Here is an 18,735-nt window from a genome sequence, read left to right as displayed (position 1 = left end):
GGAAGGAAGAAAAATGCGTGTCTATTACGATCGCGATGCCGATCTCAACCTGATCAAGGGCAAGAAGGTCGCCATCATCGGCTATGGCAGCCAGGGCAGGGCGCATGCGCTCAACCTCAAGGATTCCGGCGTCAAGGACATCGCCATCGGCCTCAAGGCCGGCTCGGCGACCGCCAAGAAGGTCGAGGCCGACGGGCTCAAGGTGATGAGCGTGGCCGATGCCGCCAAGTGGGCCGACCTGATGATGATGGCGACGCCCGACGAGCTGCAGGCCGACATCTACAAATCCGAGATCGCGCCGAACATCCGCGATGGCGCAGCGATCGCCTTTGCCCACGGCCTCAACGTGCATTTTGGCCTGATCGAGCCTAAAGCCTCGGTCGACGTCGTGATGATCGCGCCGAAGGGGCCTGGCCATACTGTGCGCGGCGAATACCAGAAGGGCGGCGGCGTGCCGTGCCTGGTCGCGGTCAACCAGGACGCTTCGGGCAATGCGCTCGACCTGGCGCTCTCCTACGCCTGCGGCGTTGGCGGCGGCCGCTCGGGCATTATCGAGACCAATTTCCGCGAGGAGTGCGAGACCGACCTGTTCGGCGAGCAGGTTGTGCTGTGCGGCGGTCTGGTCGAATTGATCCGCGCCGGTTTCGAGACACTTGTGGAAGCCGGCTACGCGCCGGAAATGGCCTATTTCGAGTGCCTGCACGAGGTCAAATTGATCGTCGACCTGATCTATGAAGGCGGCATCGCCAACATGAACTACTCGATCTCGAACACCGCCGAATGGGGCGAATACGTCTCCGGCCCGCGCATCATCACCGCCGAGACCAAGGCCGAGATGAAGCGCGTGCTGAAGGATATCCAGACCGGCAAGTTCACCTCGGAATGGATGCAGGAATACCGCGCCGGCATGTCGCGCTTCAAGGGCATCCGCCGCAACAATGACAGCCACCAGATCGAGGAAGTCGGCGCCAAGCTGCGCGCAATGATGCCGTGGATTTCCAAGAACAAGCTGGTCGACAAGGCCAAGAACTGAAGGAACTCCACATTCGTTTCGTTGCGCGTCCTCAGGCTTCGCCCTGCGGGCGCGCGGGGGATTTCCAAGAACAAGCTGGTCGACAAGGCCAAGAACTGAAGGAGATCCACATTCGTTTCGTTGCGCGTCCTCAGGCTTCGCCCTGCTGGCGCGCGGGGGATTCCAAGAACAAGCTGGTCGACAAGGCCAAGAACTGAAGGAAATCCACATTCGTTTCGTTGCGCGTCCTCAGGCTTCGCCCTGCTGGCGCGCGGGGGATTTCCAAGAACAAGCTGGTCGATAAGGCCAAGAACTATCGCAATTTCATTGCCGATCAAGAAAGGCCGGCGGAGCGATCCGCCGGCTTTTTCGCATCAATATTGTGTGGTTCCCAGGCTTGTGGACAGGCGTATTATCCTCATCACCGTGGTATGCCTGTGCGGGGCATGGCACAAAAGTGCCAAAGGGGGTGAGCGTTGGAACTCAAATTTCTGTTGATCGGGTTTGCCTGCGCGGTTGCCGGCATGCTCTCCCTCGTCACGTTCCTGAAGTGGTGGGAGGTGAGGGCGGTCAGCCGCTGGTCTCCGACGCCGGGAAAGATCGTCTCGTCGCGTGTCGAGGCTCGCGAGGTGACCAGTTCGGGATCCGGTTCGGACAGCAGAGGGTCGACCGAGATGCGCAACTTCCCGGCGATCACCTTCGAATACAAGGTGAACGGCAAGAAGTTTCGCAGTTCGCACTACAGCGTGCAGGAGAACCTTGGAAACTTTGCCGTGGCGGAAACCCTTGCGAAATTTCCAAACGGGGCTGGCGTAACCGTCTTCTACAACCCGGCCGATCCAGCCAAGGCCGTAATCGAACGCACCATGCCCGAAGGTTCCTTCAAATTCATGGTCCAGCTTTCGGCCGGGCTGGTGGTTGGCGCGCTGGTATTGGTCTTCTCCGTCGGCGGCGTCCTGGAAGCGATCCGGCCGTTTTTGCCCAAGCCGCAGAACCTCGGCGCCGCGGCCCTGCTGCTGTTCATGGGATTGTTTGTCCTGCGCATGGGCTTCGCCCAGAAGTCACTAGCGGAACAGGCGGCGAAATGGCCCATCACGGCAGGACACATCGATGCTTCGGGCTTGCAGAAATTTGAGACCCGCGACAGGTCCGGAAGCGGCTATCGGCCCTGGCGAACAGTCTTCAAATCCCGCATCGTCTACAGCTATAGCGTCGCCGGCCAGCGCTACGCCGCCGATCGCATCGCTTTCGGCGCAAACGTGACGGCTTCGCTGCCGAGCCTCGTCAGCGGTCAATCACGGCGCTACCTCCAGGGCGACAAGGTCGAGGTCCACTACGATCCCGCCAATCCGGCTGCCGCGGTTCTCGAATGCAGGGTGAGTGGGCTTTGGCTCCTGTGGGTCTGCGCAGTTGGCTTCATAGGTGGAGCCGCGCTGCTTGTCGGGGTGATCTAAGGCTGAAGCTGCCGTCCTCGACGCTGTAGATCCAGAGGAAGGGCACTTGTCTTCAGCATCTGACAAGAACTCCGCTGTCGAAGCCCGGCCATGTCAGTCTCAACGTCGCCCCGTCGACGACAACATGGATGACACGGGAGAACGGCTCTTCGGCCGACGGGTCGGATCCGTAGCATTGGCTGGCCCGCGCCACCCAACCCGTGGGTGTCTTGAGAAACATTGCGTGGTCACAGCCGAGAGCAGGGACCGACAGCGCATCGCGGTACAATGTGTAGACAGTCTGGCGTTGAACATCCGCAACGGCGGTGCAGTTCGATCTGTCCCGGGACCATGTGCCGACATAGGGTTCCGTGGCAAAGGCGCTGCCGCACGAAAATGTTAAGATCGAAATGAGCATCAAGAGATTTCGCATCATCGATTCTTTCTTTCGACCATGACATCGGGCCATGCTAAGGCATCGATGCTTAGACTTCACAATGATGCTGCTCCAGGGACTTAAATGATCATCCGCAAGGCAGCAGCTATTTTTCTGAGCATGCTGAGCCTGTCGCAAGCGGCGAACGCAACAGAATGTTCGCTCAGCCATGCGACCTATCGCGAGCCGCGTTCGGGAGCGACGATACAGTTCCGGCCCACAGACAACGAGCCGGCTGCGCTGACGACCGAGGTCTTTTCGCTGATCGTGCCCAACACCAACCTTCGTCTGCCGTCGGACATCACCTGGACCAATGGCAAGTACTCGTTTCCGGTGGGTACGATCCGGCACACCTGCACCGACGACGATCGCGAGGCGGGTCTCGAGGACGGCACCGGACTGTGCAGAGTGTGGGATGGGCAGGTCTATGCGTTCAGTGCAGGCGGTGCCGAGCAGCTGAGTTCCCGCGAAACTTCGCCGGCACCGGCAGGGTTGCTGTTGCCTGACTTTGGCGCGATTTTTACCGAATGGCCCGATTTCGCCAAAGCCAATCCCGACGGTTCAGCCTGGGACGCCTTTAGCTTGACGGGTTGCAGCGATGAATAACAAGAGACTGCCGGCCTGTATCTGCATCCTGTCGGTCCTTGTGGCCATGGCCACGGACGCTGGTGCCGACCAAAGCACGCCGTCGCGTCCACCTATCAACAAATGCAGCTGGGAACGCTTGGCGGACAGGGATGTCGGGCTGGCTGCCTGGGTACAGCGCTGCGATTTCGGCTTTCGCCGGATTCATTTCGAGCTTGGCGGCAATGCTCTTGCCATCAAATACAGCGACGGTGGGCCGGCCGATCCCGTCGTCGAAGTCTTCGATATGCTGCCTGGCGAGGCCGCCGATGCTGCGTTGCGGCGCATTTTTCCGCAGAAGACCGAGAAAGCCATCAGCACACGTTGCGTGCTCATGCCTTACACCGAAGGGGCGACGCCCGCGCGCATCCTCCGGTATGTTTTCAGTCCCGATGCCGCCTATCGTGAGGAATTGAAGACCGTCGCCAACCCTGACGAGGTCGGCGAACCGCCTTGCGGCGAATGGGGCGAAGCCCCGGACGGCATTCAGTATTTCGAGGTGCAATCACCCGAACTGCGAAAGCTTCTATTCGTTCGCGTCGGCCAGGATGAGCCGCTGTTTGACGAGCAGACGCTGCAAGTCCTGCCACCCGGATAGCGCCGGTAGATATCAGCCGTAGTGCCAACTGGGCTTTGGTTCGGTGCCGATGAACATCACGCCGATGCGATCCTCGCGGCGCCAGCGGACCACGGCCTTGTAGGCGATGCCGTCGGTCGGAACATAGAGCAGGAACTCGTCGGGCACGCGCGCGTCGATCGAGACCTTCAATTCGGCGCCGCCGGCATGCATGTTGCGCAGCGTGCATGTGACCTCGGAATTGGTCATGCCGGTCAGGATCGTCGCGCCCTTGAAGACGCGCTGCCGGCGTTTGTCCCTCTGTTCGTCCTCGGCCATCGCACGCAATCCAGCCATTTTTCGCGTCTCGGGCGTTCTGATCGGGAGGATTATTAGACCTGCCTGATAAAAATAGCGTTATCAGCAGTCGGGACTGGGAGATGTTCGCGGTTCCTGGCTGGAAGAAAAAGGCGCCGCGAAGCACGGCGCCGAACGATGCTTGTTGTCGGCCTGCTTACCTATAGGGCGAGTAGCATTGCTGGCGCGGCCCGTAATAGGGCTGGAAGGTGTTGTCCCAGGCGCGGTACGACCGGTAGCGATTGTAACACCATTGGACATGTGCACTGGAAAGCCGCCCTGCGCGATAATAGCGGCGCGGTGGCGGCGCGTCGTAGTAGTTGTAGCTGTTGTACAGGCTGCCAAGGCCGAGCCCCAGGCCCAAGCCAAGAATCGCGGCACCCGCACCATCATCATAGTAGCCGCCGCGGTAATGGCGGCGATGGTGGCGCCAGCGCCAGCTGTCGTCCCAGCCGCCATTATCCCAGTGTCTCGAAAAATGACGGCCGCGGAAATTGTGGGACCGCCATCTCCAATCGTCGCCGCCGTGCCATTGCCGAAAGCCGCGATTGCGCCAACGCCAGATCTGCCTGTCATTGCCGCCTGCCCAATCTTCACGAATTTGCACGATGTCGGCAGCATTGCCCGCCACCGGCAGCAGAGGTTTGGGTATTGGCCCGGCAAGCGAGGGGGCCGAGAGGCCGGTGATCAGACCGAGGGCCATCAGCCCGGATCTGACAGAAGATAAAAAGAGCGGTTTCATCGCACTCTCCGAAGATTCAGGCCCCACGCCCAGAATACCCCGGGGAAGGGCCTATTGATGGAACTTTCCATCTGAACGGAAGATGAACAAAAAGGTTCCGTCAGCCATAGCGAGCGCGCGATCAAGCAGAGCCGCCTGATTTCTGCGCCCTTGTTTTCGGGCGCGCTTGCGGGCAAAGGTCAAAGCCATGTCGCTGCGCCTTGCCACTTTCAACGTCGAAAACCTGATGAACAGGTTTGATTATTCCGGATACCGCAATCAGCTCAACGAAGATCGCACGCTGGCGCTTTTCGACATCCAGAGCGAGGCCGAATACAAGATGCTCGAGCAGGCGCGGGCCATCGCGCAATCCGACGACACGCGGCAGTTGACGGCGCTGGCGATCGCGGCCACCCGCGCCGACATCATCTGCATGCAGGAGGTCGACAATATCGAGGCGCTGAAGGCCTTCGAATATGGTTATCTGTTCAAGATGGTGGGGCAAGGCTACCGGCAGAAATACACCACCGCCGGCAATGATTCGCGCGGCATCGACGTCGCCGTGATGATGCGCAACGAGACCGCGCAGGGCCAGCCGATCGAATTCGTGCGCATGACCAGCTACGCCTATGTCACGTTCGAGCAATTCGGGCTGCACACGGCGGAATTGGCGGCGCTTGGTCACCAGGCCAATGAACGCATCTTCCGGCGCGACTGCCTGGAAATCGATCTGACCGTGGCTGGCGCGCCGTTGACGCTCTATCTCGTGCATTTCAAGTCGATGGGCTCGCCCCGTAACGGCCTCGACGGCCGCGAGGCGACAATGCCGCTGCGTATCGCCGAGGCGCAGGCGGTGCGCCGGATCATCGAGGAGCGCTTCGGCAAGGACCATGCCGCCGACAAGCGCTGGGCAATCTGCGGCGACATGAACGACTACCGGCAGCGCGTGAAGATCACTGGCGATGTTTTCGACGGCTATCGCTTCGAGGTGATCGACGAGACCCGGTCCTGCATCGACGTGCTCACTGCCGGCGGTTTTTGCGAAAACGCGGTCGAGCGGCGGCCGGAAATGGACCGTTGGACTTTCTATCACACGCGCGGACCGGAAGAGCGGCATCTCTGCCAACTCGACTACATCCTTTTGTCGAGGGCGCTGGCCAGGCAGAACGCCACCGCCGTTCCCGATATCATCCGTAACGGACAGCCTTGGCGCACCATATTTCCGGCCGGCCAGGAGGTCGAGCGCTTCCCACGCGCAGGGTGGGACCGGCCGAAGGCATCCGACCATTGCCCGGTAGCAATTGGCCTCGACATGGCGTGAGACAGGCGTGAGTTTCGACCTGCCGCGCAACGTCATCCTGCCGGTCGATGCCATCGACGTCAGGCTCGATCCTGGCCCGCATCCATTCGAGCGCGATAATGCCGAGGCGATCGCGGCGAACTGGCGGCGTGAGACCGCATCCAAGCCGGCGCTTTTCGACGGCACTGTGGTGCTGCTTTCCGCACTCAGCTACCGCGACAATCGCCTCGTCGGCCGCTGCCATGCGGTGCGGTATTCGACCTTCATGCTTTGGCGCAGCAATAGACAGGTGCCTGGCGCCGAACATGCCTACGCGCACGCCTTGCTGGTCGCTGGCGACAATGCGCTGGTGGCGATCCGCATGGCGCCGCATACGGTCAATGCCGGGCGCATCTACTTCGCCGCCGGCTCGTTCGAGCCAACCGATTTCCGCGACGGCCTTGTCGACGTCGACTTCAACATGATCCGCGAGGTACGGGAGGAAACCGGCCTCGACCTATCAGGCGCGACACGCGGCAGGCGCCACTACGCCCTGTCGACGGCAAGCGGCACGGTGATCTTTCGCCGCTACCGCGAGACGGCCTCCGCCGACGACCTGGCACAGCGGATCCGCGCTTTCGTCGCGGCCGAGTCAGAGCCTGAAATCGAAGGTCCTGTGATCATCCGTAATGCAGCCGATCTGCCGGACGGGTTGATGCCACATATGAGACCGCTGATCGAATGGCACTTTGCGCAAGGATTCCGACTCTAACGTCGCGACCTGCCTTCAATAGCCTTGCGGTCGCTGCGGGCAGCGACAAAATACAGCAGCACGCCGAGACCCAGGAGTGCCCCCATCGCCGTTCCCATCGTCTGCCCAATTACCTGCTGGAAGTCAGCTGTGACGCGATCGGGATTATCCATTCCATAACGGATCAAATTCCACCAAAGCCCTGCCAATGCGGCTTCGACGATCACCATCGCCAGAGCCAGTCGCCCTTTCTTGCTCATCCATTGTTCCCCCTTAGTCCCCAACAGCATTGTTATCATTGCAGATTGTGCTGCGACAAGGGCAGGTTGCTTATAAAATTGGCAGCGTCGCGAGGCGACATTTGCTGCAACGCTCTATTCATGCCTCAGCGCGTCGATGGGGTTGAGCCGTGCGCCGCGCAGCGCCGGGAAGAAGCCGAACACCATGCCGATCAGCGCGGAAAAGCCGACCGCAAGCAGGATGACCGCCGGGCTTGGCGCAAACGGGATCGTCAGCGTCAGCGAGGCGAGGCCGGCCAATGCCAGGCCGATCAGGATGCCGATGATGCCGCCAAGCAGCGACAGCACCGTCGCCTCGACCAGGAACTGGATGAGGATGTGCTTTTCGTGGGCGCCGATGGCGAGCCTGATGCCGATCTCGCGCGTGCGCTCGGTTACCGACACCAGCATGATATTCATAATGCCGATGCCGCCGACGAGCAGGCTGACGCCGGCGACGGCGCCGAGCATGCCAGTCATGGTGGTGGTGGCGCTGGCCATGGCATCGGCGATCTGGGTCATGTCGCGGATCGAGAAATCATCGTCTCGGTCGGGCGTGATGCGGCGTGTGTCGCGCAAGATGTCCTCGACGCGCTGCTGCAGCACCGTGGTTGGCGTACGGTCGTCGGCGGCGACATAGATCGATTCGATGTCGCGATTGCCGGCAATGCGACGCTGATAGGCGGCGAGCGGCATCAGCACGACATTGTCCTGGTCCTGGCCGAAGCCGGTATAGCCCTTCGGTTCGAGCAAGCCGATGATCTTGCAGGAGGTGCGGTTAACGCGGATGATCTCGCCTTCGGGGTCACCGGCGCCGAAGAACTGCTGGCGCACCGTCTCTCCGATGAGCAGACGTCGGTCCCCGAGCGGGTTTCCGAATCGCTGAACGGGCGGCCCGAAACCAGCTTCCAGTCGCGGGCATCGAGATAGGCGCTGTCGGTGCCGGTGACGCCCGAGGTCAGGCTTTCGGTGCCGAAAATGACGCGCACCTGCTTTTGCGACGCCGGCGCGATAGCGCGCGCGCCGTCCAGATGCGCGACAAGCGCTGCGAGATCCTTGTAGGCAAGAGGCCGGACCACCTGGTCGAGCCCTCCAGGGCCGCCAGGCCCCGCCGGACGGCCGGAACGGATGACAAGCAGATTGCTGCCGAGCTTGGAAATATCGGACTTGACCTTCTCGGTGGTGCCCGAGCCGATGGTCAGCATGGCGATGACGGCGGCAACGCCGATGACGATGCCGAGCAGCGTCAAGAACGAGCGCAGCACGTTGCGGCGGATGGAGCGGAGCGAGAGGCGGACGGTTTCCCAGATCATGGCTAGGCCATCTCGAGATTGGCGATATCCGAGGCAACATGGCCATCGAGGAAACGGATCGTGCGCTGGGCATAGCCGGCTACATCGGCTTCGTGCGTGACCATGGCGATGGTCAGGCCGAGCTCGCTGTTCAGCTGCGTCAGGAGCTCCATGGTCTCGTGCGTGCGGGCGGTGTCGAGATTGCCGGTCGGCTCGTCGGCAACGAGCAGCGTCGGCCTGGTGACGATGGCGCGGGCGATCGCCACGCGCTGCTGCTGGCCGCCGGACAGCTCGGCTGGCGTATGATGCTCGCGGCCGACAAGGCCGACCTCGGCAAGTGCCTGCATGGCAAGGCCGCGGCGCTCGCGGGCACCTACGCCGCGGTAGATCAGCGGCAGTTCGACATTCTCCGCCGCCGTAGTGCGCGGCAAGAGATTATAGCCCTGGAAGACGAAGCCCACATAGAGATTGCGCAGCTGAGCACGGCGGTTGCGGTCGAGACGGCCGGCGTCGATGCCTTCGAAGCTGTAAGTCCCAGCGGTCGGCGTGTCGAGGCAGCCAATGATGTTCATGGCCGTCGATTTGCCGGAACCGGACGGGCCCATGATGGCGACGAATTCGCCGCGCCTGATGGCGAGGTCGACGCCGGCCAGCGCGTGCACCCGGGCTTCCCCCTGCCCATAGCTTTTCCAGACCTTGTCGAAGCCTATGAGGGTGATCGCGCCCGATCACGATCAGCTCCGCTGCTGCGAGGCGGTAATGACTTGTGCGCCTTCCTCCAGGCCGGAGACGATCTCGGTCAGTTCTCCGTCTGTCGAGCCGACCCTGACGTTGACCGGATGCGGCCGCCCATTCTCCAGCACGTAGAGCGTGCGCGAGCCGTCGGTGGGCTTCGTCGCCGCCTGGTGCTGGCGGTTGCCGCCGGGGCGTCCCATGCGGCCTGTGAACAGGTCGGTGAGGCTCCAGCCGCGCTCCGCCGTCTGGGCCGGCCGGTAGCGGAAGGCGATCGACGGCACGGTGAGCACGTTCCTGGCCTGCTTGGTGACGACCGAGACGGTGGCTGTCATGCCGGGCCGCAACAGAAGTTCGCTGTTGTCGACATCCAGCCTTGCATCGTAAGTGACGACGCCGTCGGTGGTGACTGAGGCATAGGAGATGTCGCGGATTTCGGCGTCGAACGGCCGTTCCGGGAAGGCATCGACGGTGAAGCGCGCATGCTGGCCTGGTTTGACGGCGCCGATATCGGCCTCGTCGACCGCCGCCTTCAACTCCATGTTCTTCAGATCGGCGGCGATGACGAACAGGACCGGCGCCTGCAGCGAAGAGGCGACCGTCTGGCCGGGATCGACCGAGCGCGTCAGTATGATGCCGTCGATCGGAGCGTAGATGGTGCTCTTGGCAAGATCCGTCTGCTGCGCCTTGAGATCGGCACTGGCCATGGCGAGGTTGGCTTTGGCAATATCGAGCGCCGCCTTCGAGCGGTCGCGCGTGGCGGTTGCCGCTTCGAGCGACTGGTCCGTCGCCATGCCGCGCTTGGTCAGTTGTGCCGCGCGCACCAGCGCCTTTTCGTTTTCGGCCAGGGTCACAGTGGCGTCCTCGACGCTCGCCGCCGCTGCCTTGGCGGAGGCCTGGGCGCGCTCGATCTGCACCTCCAACTTTGCGGTGTCGAGCGCAGCCAGCACATCGCCCTTCTTCACCAGCTGGTTTTCGTTGACCGAAACCGAGCGGACGACGCCGGAGAGTTCGCTGGAAATATCGACCTGGGTGAGGGGCTGCAGCGTGCCGGTAGCCGAAACCGCGACGGTAAGGTCGGCCATGGCGGCCAGTGTCGTGGTATACTCGATCTTGGCGGGCGAGCCCGCATACCACGGGTAGCCGATGGCACCGGCGGCGACGGCAAGCAGCGCGAACAATGCGTAAAGCCAACCGCGACGGCGTTTTGTCTTCAGGCCCTGGTGGTCAAGTCCGAGCGCCGTCTCGATGGCGGAAGCGGATTCCGTCTTTGGCAGATTGACAATCTGGTCCACGCCGGACCCCTATGTTCAGTGATATCCCATCAGTGCACAAATCAGGCCTTATGGTTCAAAATTCAAATTAAATTTCGCTCATGTTAGGAATGAGGCAGAGGACTTACTGAGATGCAGCCGCGGAATTACTTGCTTTACGACGTATTCACCACCAACCGGCTGGCCGGCAATCCGCTGGCCGTGGTGCTCGACTGTGACGGGCTGGACCTTGCGGCGATGCAGGCGGTGGCGCGCGAGTTCAACCTGTCCGAAACCGTCTTCGTGCTGCCGCTTGATAATCCCAAGCATCGGGCCCGCATCCGTATCTTCACACCCGACTATGAAATGCCGTTCGCCGGCCACCCGACCGTCGGCTCGGCGATAGCGCTCGCCGAAATGGCGGGAGAGGCCGCCGGCATCTTCGTCCTCGAGGAGAATATCGGCCCGGTGCGCTGCGCTGTCAGCAAGCACGATGGTTCGACCTTTGCCGAGTTCGATTTGGCGAAACTGCCTGCGCAGCTGGAATTGTCGGCCGATCCCGAGGCGATCGGCGCGGCCCTTGGCCTTGGGCCGCACGAGATCGGCTTCGAGAACCACCGCGTTTCGTTCTGGTCGGCTGGCGTGCCTTACGTGACCATCCCCGTCGCCAATCTGGAGGCGGCCGCCCGGATCAGGCTGGACAACCAGGCGTGGTCGGAGTTGGCACCACGCAAGAGCGAATGGGCCTTCGCCAGCCCCTATGTGTATTGCCGCGAGACGGTGCACCATGACAGTGCCTTCCATGTCCGCATGATGGTGCCCGGTAATCCGTCCTACGAAGACCCGGCGACCGGCTCAGCGGCGGCCGCGTTCGCCGGCGCGATCATGCATTTCGACGGCCCAACGGACGGCGTTTCACAACTGTGGATCGAGCAGGGGCTGGAGATGGGCCGGCCGTCGCGCATCCGCCTCGAATTGAATGTCGAAGGCGGCGAACTGGCGGCCGCCCGCATCGGCGGCCATGCGGTGAAGGTGGCTGAAGGCAGGCTTTTTGTTTGACGACCTCGGCACTTCGGCGATTTGTCGGGAAATGAATCCCACGGGGCTGGACATGGCGGATGGCGGCGGCTATATGCCCGCCAACGCTGGGTTTACCGGCCGTGTGGGTGTGTAGCTCAGTTGGTAGAGCAGCTGACTCTTAATCAGCGGGTCCACAGTTCGATCCTGTGCACACCCACCAAAAATCTCCAGGATTTGGTGGAAAGACCTTAGAACGAGCCGGTTTCATTCACCGCGCTCGTTTCATCAACTTTGGGCTGCCTTTGGAGTCCGATAGTCTTTGGCGAGGCGTGTGCTCTTAGCTCGCAGCCGACTGGATCAAACGCTGCGATTGCCGCGCCCGAAAACGCGGCTCAGAAGCTTGCCGAACCGAAAAGCGATGCCATTGTCAGCACTCTGACGTTTGTCAGCATCAACATCGGCTTTTCCCCCTGAAAAGTCGCTGATAAGCCACCAGAAGAAGATCAAGAAAAGGACGAGAATCGCAGTGTCGATCGGACCGTAGCTGGAATATCTGCCGCGCGAAATTAGCGCACCGCTACCGACAATGAGAAACGCAGCAGAGTAGGCGGGCTGAAACTTTTTCATCCCCACCAGATTTATCTGAGAAACATTGCGAACGGAAGCTGCTGCCTTAGTGGATCGAGTTCATAGGCCGTATCCGATTACTTCTCCGAAACACCAGCCTCGGCAAAACTTGCCATGCGGGCATGACACTCCAGCGCCGAGCGGACGATGTTGACTGCGAGGCAGGCGCCGGAGCCTTCGCCGAGCCGCATGCCGAGGTCGAGCAAGGGCGGCAGGCCGAGCGCCTCCAATAGACGACGGTGGCCGGATTCGGCCGAGACATGGGCTGCCAGCGTGTGGGCGAGGCCAGCAGGGTGCAGCGCTGCCAAGGGTGCCGCTGCGGCGGTGCAGACGAAGCCGTCGAGCAATACCGGCACGCCGAGATGACGCGCAGCCAGCGTCGCACCAAGGATCGCCGCGAGCTCGCGGCCGCCGAGGGCTGCCGCTACCTTCAGCGGATCGGCCAGCGCCGGGGCGTGGCGCTTCAGGCCGGCCTCGATGGCGACGATCTTGCGCACGAGGCCGGCATCGTCGACGCCGGTGCCGCGCCCGGTCCATCGTTCGGCGCCGCCGCCGAACAGCGCGGTCGAAATGGCCGCCGCCGGGGTGGTGTTGCCGATACCCATTTCGCCGAAGCAGACAAGGTCGAGTTCCCTGCTGATCGCGCCGTAGCCGGCCGAGACGGCAGCGAGGAAGGCCTCGTGGTCCATCGACACGTCTTGCGTGAAATCGCCGGTCGGATGATCCAGATCAAGCGGGATGACGTCCAGCTCCGCGCCGGCGATGCGGGCAAGCTGGTTGATGGCGGCGCCGCCGTCGGCGAAATTCGCCACCATCTGCACGGTGATCTCCGACGGGAAGGCCGACACGCCTTGCGCGGTGACGCCGTGATTGCCGGCGAAGACGAAGACCTTGACACGGTCGAGCTTTGGCATGTCGCGGCCCTGCCAGCGCGCCAGCCAGGCGACTATTGTCTCCAGCCGGCCAAGGCTGCCTTGCGGCTTGGTCAGCGTGTCCTGGCGGCGGGCGACGGCATTGGCCGCGGCGTCGCTGCCAATGGGCAGGCCGAGGCAGGCGGCGCGCAGTTCATCGAGCGATTTGAAAGGCATGGGGGCAAAATCTCCGAAACAGAGTCAAGAAAGGGAAATGGAAGCGACGAGCAGGATTGCGATCTCGCCCAGCTGCTGAAGGGCGCCGACGGTGTCGCCGGTCTGGCCGCCGATCTGGTTGAGGCAAAGCGAGCGGAAGGCGAGAAATACCAGTCCAAGCAAGATGAGTGCTGTGAAGGCGCCGCCGAGCCCAAGCGCCAGCAGCGCGACCGCACCGAGTACGGCACCGATGCCAGCTGTTTTAGCCGAGACGGTGCCCGCTTCGGCCGAAAGGCCGTCGCTGCGGGCCGGCTGCAGCAGGTGCATGAAGGCGCCGGGCAGGCCGCGCGAGGCGGCATGCGCGGCAATCAAAGCCCAGAACACGTGGGCCGGGCCGGCGAATCCAGAGAGCACGCTCCAGCGGATCAGCAGCGAGATGCCGAGCGCGCAGGCGCCGTAGGCACCGATGCGGCTGTCACGCATGATCTCCAATTTCCTGTCGCGTGTCTTGCCGCCGCCAAAACCATCTGCAACATCCGACAGCGCGTCCTCATGCAGGCCGCCGGTGGCAAGCAAGATCGCGGCAAGGGCCAACGCTGCAGCAGAACCTCCGGCTAGGCCCAGCCTCGTGCCGACGGCGTAGACCAGCGCACCGGCCATAGCGACGGCGAGACCGGCGACCGGTGCAGCCCAGATCGCAGCGGCAAGGCTGCGGCTACGGAAGTCGGCTCGCGGCAGCGGCAGCCGGGTAAAGAAGACGAGGCAAAGCGCGATATCATCGAGAATTTGCTGTTGCGAGGCCTTCATGCGCCCCTCGCAATGGCATGGAAGAACGTGCCGCTGACATTGCCGCGCCGGCAGCCGGAGGCGCCGAGCGGGTTGCCTTGCCCGTCGGCGAGATCGGCCAGCGGCTCGTCATTGCCGGTCGCAACCATCTGCGCGTAGTGGAACTCATGGCCGCGGATCAGCGTGCCTTGGCTGCCGAGCGGACAGCCGGACCGCAGCCGCGCCTCGCGGTAGCCGAGATTCATCTTGCGCTTGGCGAAGCTGGTCGAATGGCCGAGCAGGCCAAGCATCCGATGCGTCTCGCCCGATGCGTCCTCGAGCGCCTCGCCGAGCACCATGAAGCCGCCGCACTCGCCATGCACCGGCCGCGTGGCGGCGAACCTCGCCATGCCCGCCCTGAAATTCGCAGCGGCGGCGAGGCGGCCGGCGTGGAGCTCGGGATAGCCGCCGGGCAGCCAGCAGACATCGCAATTGTCGCCGGGCGGTTCATCGGCGAGCGGCGAGAATGGGACGATCTCGGCGCCGGCCTTGCGCCAATGCGCGGCAACGTGCGGATAGAGGAAAGTAAAGGCAGCGTCCTCGGCGAGTGCAATGCGCTGGCCGGGGGGCGGCAGCGCGTCGCCGAAATTGCCCGGCGCGGGCGTGAATGGCGCCGCCAGAGCCATGATGGCGTCGAGGTCGAGCGAGCGCTCGACCATATCGGCCAGCCGGTCGAGATGCGCCATCAGATTCTCATATTCGCCGGCCTGAACGAGGCCGAGATGACGCTCGGGCAGGTTGAGCGAGGGATCGCGCAGGATAGCGCCGACGACAGGCAAGCCGAGCGCTTCGATGGCGTCGCCGCACAGTCGGCGGTGGCGTTCACTGCCCAATCGGTTGAGCACGACACCGGCCATGCGCACATCGGGGTCATAAGTAGCAAAGCCCTTGGCAACGGCCGCCGCCGTGGTCGACTGGCCGGAAACGTCGAGCACCAGCAGCACCGGCAAGCCATAAAGTCGGGCAAGGTCGGCGGCCGAGCCGGTGCGGCCCGGAGCAGCCGGAATTCCGTCGAACAGGCCCATGGCGCTTTCGAGGAAGATAAAATCGGCATCTTCGGTCGCTTCGCCGGCCAGTGCGTTAAGCAGGGCCGGCGGCATTGCCCAGCTGTCGAGGTTGATGCCGCACAAGCCTGTGGCGGCGGTGTGGAAGCCGGGATCGATATAGTCCGGGCCGGACTTGGCGCCGCGCACCTTCAGGCCGCGCCGGGCGAGCGCGCGCAGAATGCCGATGGTGACGCTGGTCTTGCCCGAGCCCGAGCGCGGCGCGCCGACGATGATGGCGCGGGTCATGGCTCGCCCGCCAGTGCCGCACGCATAGCGACTATACCGCCGACGACGATCAGCGCCGGCGACGTCAGACCGGCGGCCGCTGTCTCTTCCGCAATGGTGGCGAGCGTGGCGACGACGATCCGTTCCTGCGGTGTCGTCGCAGCGACAATCACCGCGGTGGGCGTCGAAGGCGCCAGCCCGCCCTCGAGCAGCGAGGCGGCGATCAGTGGCAGATTGGCCATGCCCATATAGATGACCACCGGCTGGCCGGTACGGGCGATGGCCGCCCAGTCGAGATCGTCATCGGTGCCGGCGGCGTGACCGGTCGCCAGGATCAGCGCCTTGTTGATGCCGCGCATGGTGCCGGGAATGCCGGTGGCGGCCAGCGCGCTGAGGCCGGACGTCAGGCCAGGCAGGATGCGGAACGGGATGGTTTTCCCCGCCAGCGCCAGCGCCTCTTCGCCGCCACGCCCGAAAATATAGGGATCGCCCCCCTTCAGCCTGACGACGCGCCGGCCCGCGCGCGCCAGCCGAACCAGCAGAGCGGTAATGTCGTCCTGCTTCATCGATGGTTTGCCACCGCGCTTGCCGGCATAGAACAGTTCCGCGCCCTCGGCGACGGCGACGACCGCGGGCGAGACCAGCGCGTCATAAACCAGCGCGTCGCACTGTCCGAGGGCGGCCAGCACTTCCAGCGTCAGGCAGCCGGGATCGCCAGGGCCGGCACCGGCCAGCCAGACATGACCGGGCTCCAGCTGGCGCGGCTTGAAGTTCAGCCGGGTGAGCGCCTGCTCGACCGTAGTGTTTCTATTGGCGCCGCTCACAACCCGCCCCGTCCGCGAAAGCGCCGCTGGTAGTGCGCGTCATACAGTGAACTTTCGCCAAAGCCTTCCGCCGCCAGCGAGCGGCCGACGAAGATGATTGCCGTGCGCTCCATCGGATCGGCGGCCAATTGCGCCTCGATGGTGGCCAGCGTGCCGCTCAGCACGCGCTCGTCCGGCCAGGAGGCACGGAAGACGACTGCGACCGGGCAGTCGGCGCCGTAATGCGGCGTCAGCTCGGCGACGACGCGGTCGATGGCGTGGATGGCAAGGTGGATGGCCAGCGTGGCGCCGGTGCGGCCGAAGCCGGCCAGCGTTTCGCCGGGCGGCATTTTCGAGGCGCGGCCGGAGATTCGGGTCAACACCAGGCTTTGCGCGACTTCTGGAATGGTCAGCTCGCGGCGCAGCGCTGCCGCCGCAGCGGCGAAGGACGGCACGCCCGGCGTCAGCGTATAAGGGATGCCGTGCTTTTCCAGCCGGCGGATCTGCTCGGCAACTGCGCTCCAGACCGACAGATCACCGGAATGCAGGCGGGCGACATCATGGCCGGCCGCGTGGGCGGCCAGATATTCGGCCTCGATCTCGTCGAGTGACATCGGTGCGGTGTCGATCAACCTCGTTCCGGGCGCGCAGTGCTGCAACAGCTCCGGCGCGACGATCGATCCGGCATAGAGGCAGACGGGACAACTGCCGAGAAGGCGGCTGCCGCGCAAGGTGATGAGATCGGCAGCACCCGGGCCGGCACCGATGAAGTGAACGGTCATGCCGCATCTCCGCTGATGGCGATGGCGCAGGTGACAGCACCGAGCACCGTGCGCGGCCCGAGCAGCTTTGCGCCTTTGCCGGCGGCGGCAAGCGCCGAGGCTTCGGAAACAGACGGCGTGCCGGCATGCTCCTGTGATAGGTCGGAGTGGCTGGTCGCAGATGCAGCTTTGAGTTCGTCCTGCTCGACAACGATCACCGGGAGGCGGAGTTCACGTCCGGCGGCGAAGATTGCCGCCTCATCCTGCTTGAGAGATGCGGTCGCGAGGGCTGAAAGCGCGGGCAGGGCAAGCCCGTGCGCCTCCAGCGCGGTTTCTACCGCAGCAAGCACGTCGCGTGTGCTGACACCTTTGCGGCTGCCGATGCCCGCGACCATCATGGCTTGGCCCAACTCCATTGGGTGACCGGCATAGCCGGCCGCCAGGCCTGCATCGAACCAACCGGCGAAGCACGGGATACAGCGATCCGGGTAAGCTCGCCTCCGAGCACAGCTTGACGGGAAAGCAGCAGTGCCTCCATCTCCAGGGTCACTGCGTTGGCGACTAGGCGGCCGCCGGCAGGTAAGGCATCGATGGCTCTTTCCAGCACGCCGGCATCGCTGCCGCCGCCGCCGATGAAGATCGCTGCCGGCGTTTCCAGCCCGGCAAGAGCTTGCGGTGCCGAACCTTCAACGACGGCGAGACCGGGAACGCCGCAGGCCGCGGCGTTGCGTCGGATGCGGGCGGCGCGGGCCGGATCGGCCTCAACGGCGATGGCACGCATGGAAGGATGGGCCAGCATCCATTCGATGCCGATGGAGCCCGATCCGGCGCCGATGTCCCACAGCAGTTCGCCGCGCCTTGGCGCGAGAGCGGACAGGGTGACGGCGCGCACTTCGCGCTTGGTGATCTGGCCGTCATGCTCGAACAAACGATCGGCACGTCCCGCTGTCAGCGGCAGGATGGGTGCTTGCGGAGTCGATTCAACTTCGATCGCGAGCACGTTGAGCGGATTGATCTTTGCGAGGTCGAAGGTGCCGGCGCTCGCCGAGCGCAGCCTTTCGTTCGGCCCGCCCAGTGCCTCCAGTACCGTCAACCGCGAAGCGCCGAAGCCGAGCTCGGTCAGGAGACGGGCAATTGCTTCCGGTGCATCGCCGTCCAAAGTCAGCGCGAGAATGCAGGTGCAAGGATGCAGCAACGGCCGGATCAGGTCGAGCGAGCGGCCATGCAGCGAGACGGTCTCGACGTCCTGCAGCGCCCAGCCCAGGCGTGAGGCGGCCAGCGAAAAGGCCGAGGGCGCGGGGATCACCCGCATATCCTCTGCCGCGACCTTGCGGGCGAGGGTGACGCCGACACCGTGGTAGAAGGGATCGCCGGAGGCCAGCACGCAGACGCGTCTGCCAGAGAGCGCCAGCACGTCGCGCATCTCGGCATCGAAAGGCGTCGGCCAGGCGCGCGCTTCACCTTTGACCAGTGATGCGACAAGGGCCAGGTGGCGCTTGCCGCCGAGGACGAACTCGGCCTCAGCGATCAACCGCTTGGCCTCGTCGCCGAGACCCGCTACACCGTCCTCGCCGATGCCGACGATCGTGAGCCACTTTGAGGTGAGCTTGGCGCCGCGCGGAGCTTCAGCAGGCATG

General features: G+C 63.7%; 22 protein-coding genes, 1 tRNA gene and 1 pseudogene. 8 read left to right on the top strand and 16 right to left on the bottom strand.

The features are described from left to right. Positions 1–13: 13 nt before the first annotated feature. From ilvC to NKH98_RS06645, 4 genes are all read left to right on the top strand, one after another. A complete protein-coding gene (gene ilvC / locus NKH98_RS06660) occupies positions 14–1,033 on the top strand; it encodes a ketol-acid reductoisomerase (RefSeq protein WP_023676662.1) in 1,020 nt (339 codons plus the stop codon). A 455-nt stretch (positions 1,034–1,488) separates the two neighbouring features. After that, positions 1,489–2,466 (top strand): DUF3592 domain-containing protein, encoded by a 978-nt coding sequence (locus NKH98_RS06655; RefSeq protein ID WP_352897269.1) that lies wholly within the window; start codon positions 1,489–1,491, stop codon positions 2,464–2,466. Positions 2,467–2,965: 499 nt separating this feature from the next. Continuing rightward, a complete protein-coding gene (locus tag NKH98_RS06650; protein ID WP_352897268.1) occupies positions 2,966–3,487 on the top strand; it encodes a hypothetical protein in 522 nt (173 codons plus the stop codon). Continuing rightward, complete coding sequence (locus NKH98_RS06645; RefSeq protein ID WP_352897266.1) at positions 3,480–4,103, top strand: hypothetical protein; 624 nt, start codon at positions 3,480–3,482, stop codon at positions 4,101–4,103. The genes NKH98_RS06650 and NKH98_RS06645 overlap by 8 nt, the downstream gene beginning before the upstream one ends. 12 nt (positions 4,104–4,115) lie before the next feature. On the opposite strand, the gene NKH98_RS06640 is transcribed toward NKH98_RS06645, so the two are convergent. The 3 genes from NKH98_RS06640 to NKH98_RS06630 all read right to left on the bottom strand — a co-directional run bounded on the left by NKH98_RS06640 (position 4,116) and on the right by NKH98_RS06630 (position 5,349). Further along, positions 4,116–4,400 (bottom strand): PilZ domain-containing protein, encoded by a 285-nt coding sequence (locus tag NKH98_RS06640; RefSeq protein WP_254820713.1) that lies wholly within the window; start codon positions 4,398–4,400, stop codon positions 4,116–4,118. Positions 4,401–4,575: 175 nt separating this feature from the next. Further along, on the bottom strand, positions 4,576–5,160 hold the full coding sequence (locus tag NKH98_RS06635; RefSeq protein WP_352477524.1) for a BA14K family protein: 585 nt from the start codon (positions 5,158–5,160) through the stop codon (positions 4,576–4,578). A gap of 51 nt (positions 5,161–5,211) precedes the next feature. Next, positions 5,212–5,349, bottom strand: coding sequence for a hypothetical protein (locus tag NKH98_RS06630; RefSeq protein WP_254820699.1), 138 nt, complete (start codon positions 5,347–5,349; stop codon positions 5,212–5,214). Here NKH98_RS06630 and NKH98_RS06625 point away from each other — a divergent pair. Then, entirely contained in the window at positions 5,348–6,460 is a 1,113-nt protein-coding gene (locus tag NKH98_RS06625; protein ID WP_352477526.1) for an endonuclease/exonuclease/phosphatase family protein, read from the top strand. The two genes, NKH98_RS06630 and NKH98_RS06625, sit on opposite strands and share 2 nt — an antisense overlap. A gap of 7 nt (positions 6,461–6,467) precedes the next feature. Continuing rightward, on the top strand, positions 6,468–7,190 hold the full coding sequence (locus tag NKH98_RS06620; protein WP_352691645.1) for a hypothetical protein: 723 nt from the start codon (positions 6,468–6,470) through the stop codon (positions 7,188–7,190). Here NKH98_RS06620 and NKH98_RS06615 read toward each other — a convergent pair. From NKH98_RS06615 to NKH98_RS06595, 5 genes and pseudogenes are all read right to left on the bottom strand, one after another. Next, the gene (locus tag NKH98_RS06615) at positions 7,187–7,429 is read right to left on the bottom strand and encodes a hypothetical protein (RefSeq protein ID WP_254820696.1); all 243 of its coding nucleotides are present in this window, start codon (positions 7,427–7,429) and stop codon (positions 7,187–7,189) included. The two genes, NKH98_RS06620 and NKH98_RS06615, sit on opposite strands and share 4 nt — an antisense overlap. 114 nt (positions 7,430–7,543) lie before the next feature. Then, positions 7,544–7,858: an ABC transporter permease gene (locus tag NKH98_RS06610; RefSeq protein ID WP_352897436.1), complete on the bottom strand. Its 315-nt coding sequence runs from the start codon at positions 7,856–7,858 to the stop codon at positions 7,544–7,546. A gap of 231 nt (positions 7,859–8,089) precedes the next feature. Next, positions 8,090–8,652 (bottom strand): annotated as a pseudogene (locus NKH98_RS06605) (ABC transporter permease); the annotation flags it as partial. Between the two features lie 110 nt (positions 8,653–8,762). Next, positions 8,763–9,458: an ABC transporter ATP-binding protein gene (locus NKH98_RS06600; RefSeq protein ID WP_352897435.1), complete on the bottom strand. Its 696-nt coding sequence runs from the start codon at positions 9,456–9,458 to the stop codon at positions 8,763–8,765. 15 nt (positions 9,459–9,473) lie between these two features. After that, on the bottom strand, positions 9,474–10,766 hold the full coding sequence (locus NKH98_RS06595) for an efflux RND transporter periplasmic adaptor subunit (protein WP_352897264.1): 1,293 nt from the start codon (positions 10,764–10,766) through the stop codon (positions 9,474–9,476). 111 nt (positions 10,767–10,877) lie between these two features. Between NKH98_RS06595 and NKH98_RS06590 the strand changes: the two genes are divergently transcribed. Next, positions 10,878–11,783, top strand: a complete 906-nt coding sequence (locus NKH98_RS06590) for a PhzF family phenazine biosynthesis protein (protein ID WP_352897263.1) — start codon at positions 10,878–10,880, stop codon at positions 11,781–11,783. 105 nt (positions 11,784–11,888) lie between these two features. After that, positions 11,889–11,964, top strand: a tRNA-Lys gene (locus NKH98_RS06585). A 137-nt stretch (positions 11,965–12,101) separates the two neighbouring features. Here the strand turns inward: NKH98_RS06585 and NKH98_RS06580 are convergent. The 8 genes from NKH98_RS06580 to cbiE all read right to left on the bottom strand — a co-directional run bounded on the left by NKH98_RS06580 (position 12,102) and on the right by cbiE (position 18,734). Then, positions 12,102–12,371, bottom strand: coding sequence for a hypothetical protein (locus tag NKH98_RS06580; protein ID WP_352897261.1), 270 nt, complete (start codon positions 12,369–12,371; stop codon positions 12,102–12,104). A gap of 77 nt (positions 12,372–12,448) precedes the next feature. After that, positions 12,449–13,459, bottom strand: coding sequence for a nicotinate-nucleotide--dimethylbenzimidazole phosphoribosyltransferase (cobT, locus tag NKH98_RS06575; protein ID WP_352897260.1), 1,011 nt, complete (start codon positions 13,457–13,459; stop codon positions 12,449–12,451). Between the two features lie 24 nt (positions 13,460–13,483). Continuing rightward, positions 13,484–14,245 carry an adenosylcobinamide-GDP ribazoletransferase gene (gene cobS / locus NKH98_RS06570; RefSeq protein ID WP_352897259.1) on the bottom strand — a complete coding sequence of 254 codons (762 nt, stop codon included), beginning with the start codon at positions 14,243–14,245 and terminating at the stop codon, positions 13,484–13,486. Next, entirely contained in the window at positions 14,242–15,555 is a 1,314-nt protein-coding gene (locus NKH98_RS06565; protein ID WP_352897257.1) for a cobyrinic acid a,c-diamide synthase CobB, read from the bottom strand. Before NKH98_RS06565 ends, cobS begins: the two co-directional genes overlap by 4 nt. Next, positions 15,552–16,358, bottom strand: coding sequence for a uroporphyrinogen-III C-methyltransferase (gene cobA / locus NKH98_RS06560; RefSeq protein ID WP_352897255.1), 807 nt, complete (start codon positions 16,356–16,358; stop codon positions 15,552–15,554). Before cobA ends, NKH98_RS06565 begins: the two co-directional genes overlap by 4 nt. Beyond that, positions 16,355–17,119: a precorrin-4 C(11)-methyltransferase gene (gene cobM, locus NKH98_RS06555; protein WP_352897253.1), complete on the bottom strand. Its 765-nt coding sequence runs from the start codon at positions 17,117–17,119 to the stop codon at positions 16,355–16,357. Before cobM ends, cobA begins: the two co-directional genes overlap by 4 nt. Then, complete coding sequence (locus NKH98_RS06550; RefSeq protein WP_352897251.1) at positions 17,116–17,496, bottom strand: cobalamin biosynthesis protein; 381 nt, start codon at positions 17,494–17,496, stop codon at positions 17,116–17,118. The genes cobM and NKH98_RS06550 overlap by 4 nt, the downstream gene beginning before the upstream one ends. After that, entirely contained in the window at positions 17,493–18,734 is a 1,242-nt protein-coding gene (gene cbiE / locus NKH98_RS06545) for a precorrin-6y C5,15-methyltransferase (decarboxylating) subunit CbiE (protein WP_352897249.1), read from the bottom strand. Before cbiE ends, NKH98_RS06550 begins: the two co-directional genes overlap by 4 nt. Between the last annotated feature and the right edge of the window lies 1 nt (position 18,735).

Origin of the sequence: Mesorhizobium sp. M0833, assembly GCF_040319905.1 — a bacterium.
GTDB lineage: Bacteria > Pseudomonadota > Alphaproteobacteria > Rhizobiales > Rhizobiaceae > Mesorhizobium.
Note: the sequence above shows the minus strand (reverse complement) of the source record. Positions and strands in the feature narration are given on the sequence as shown.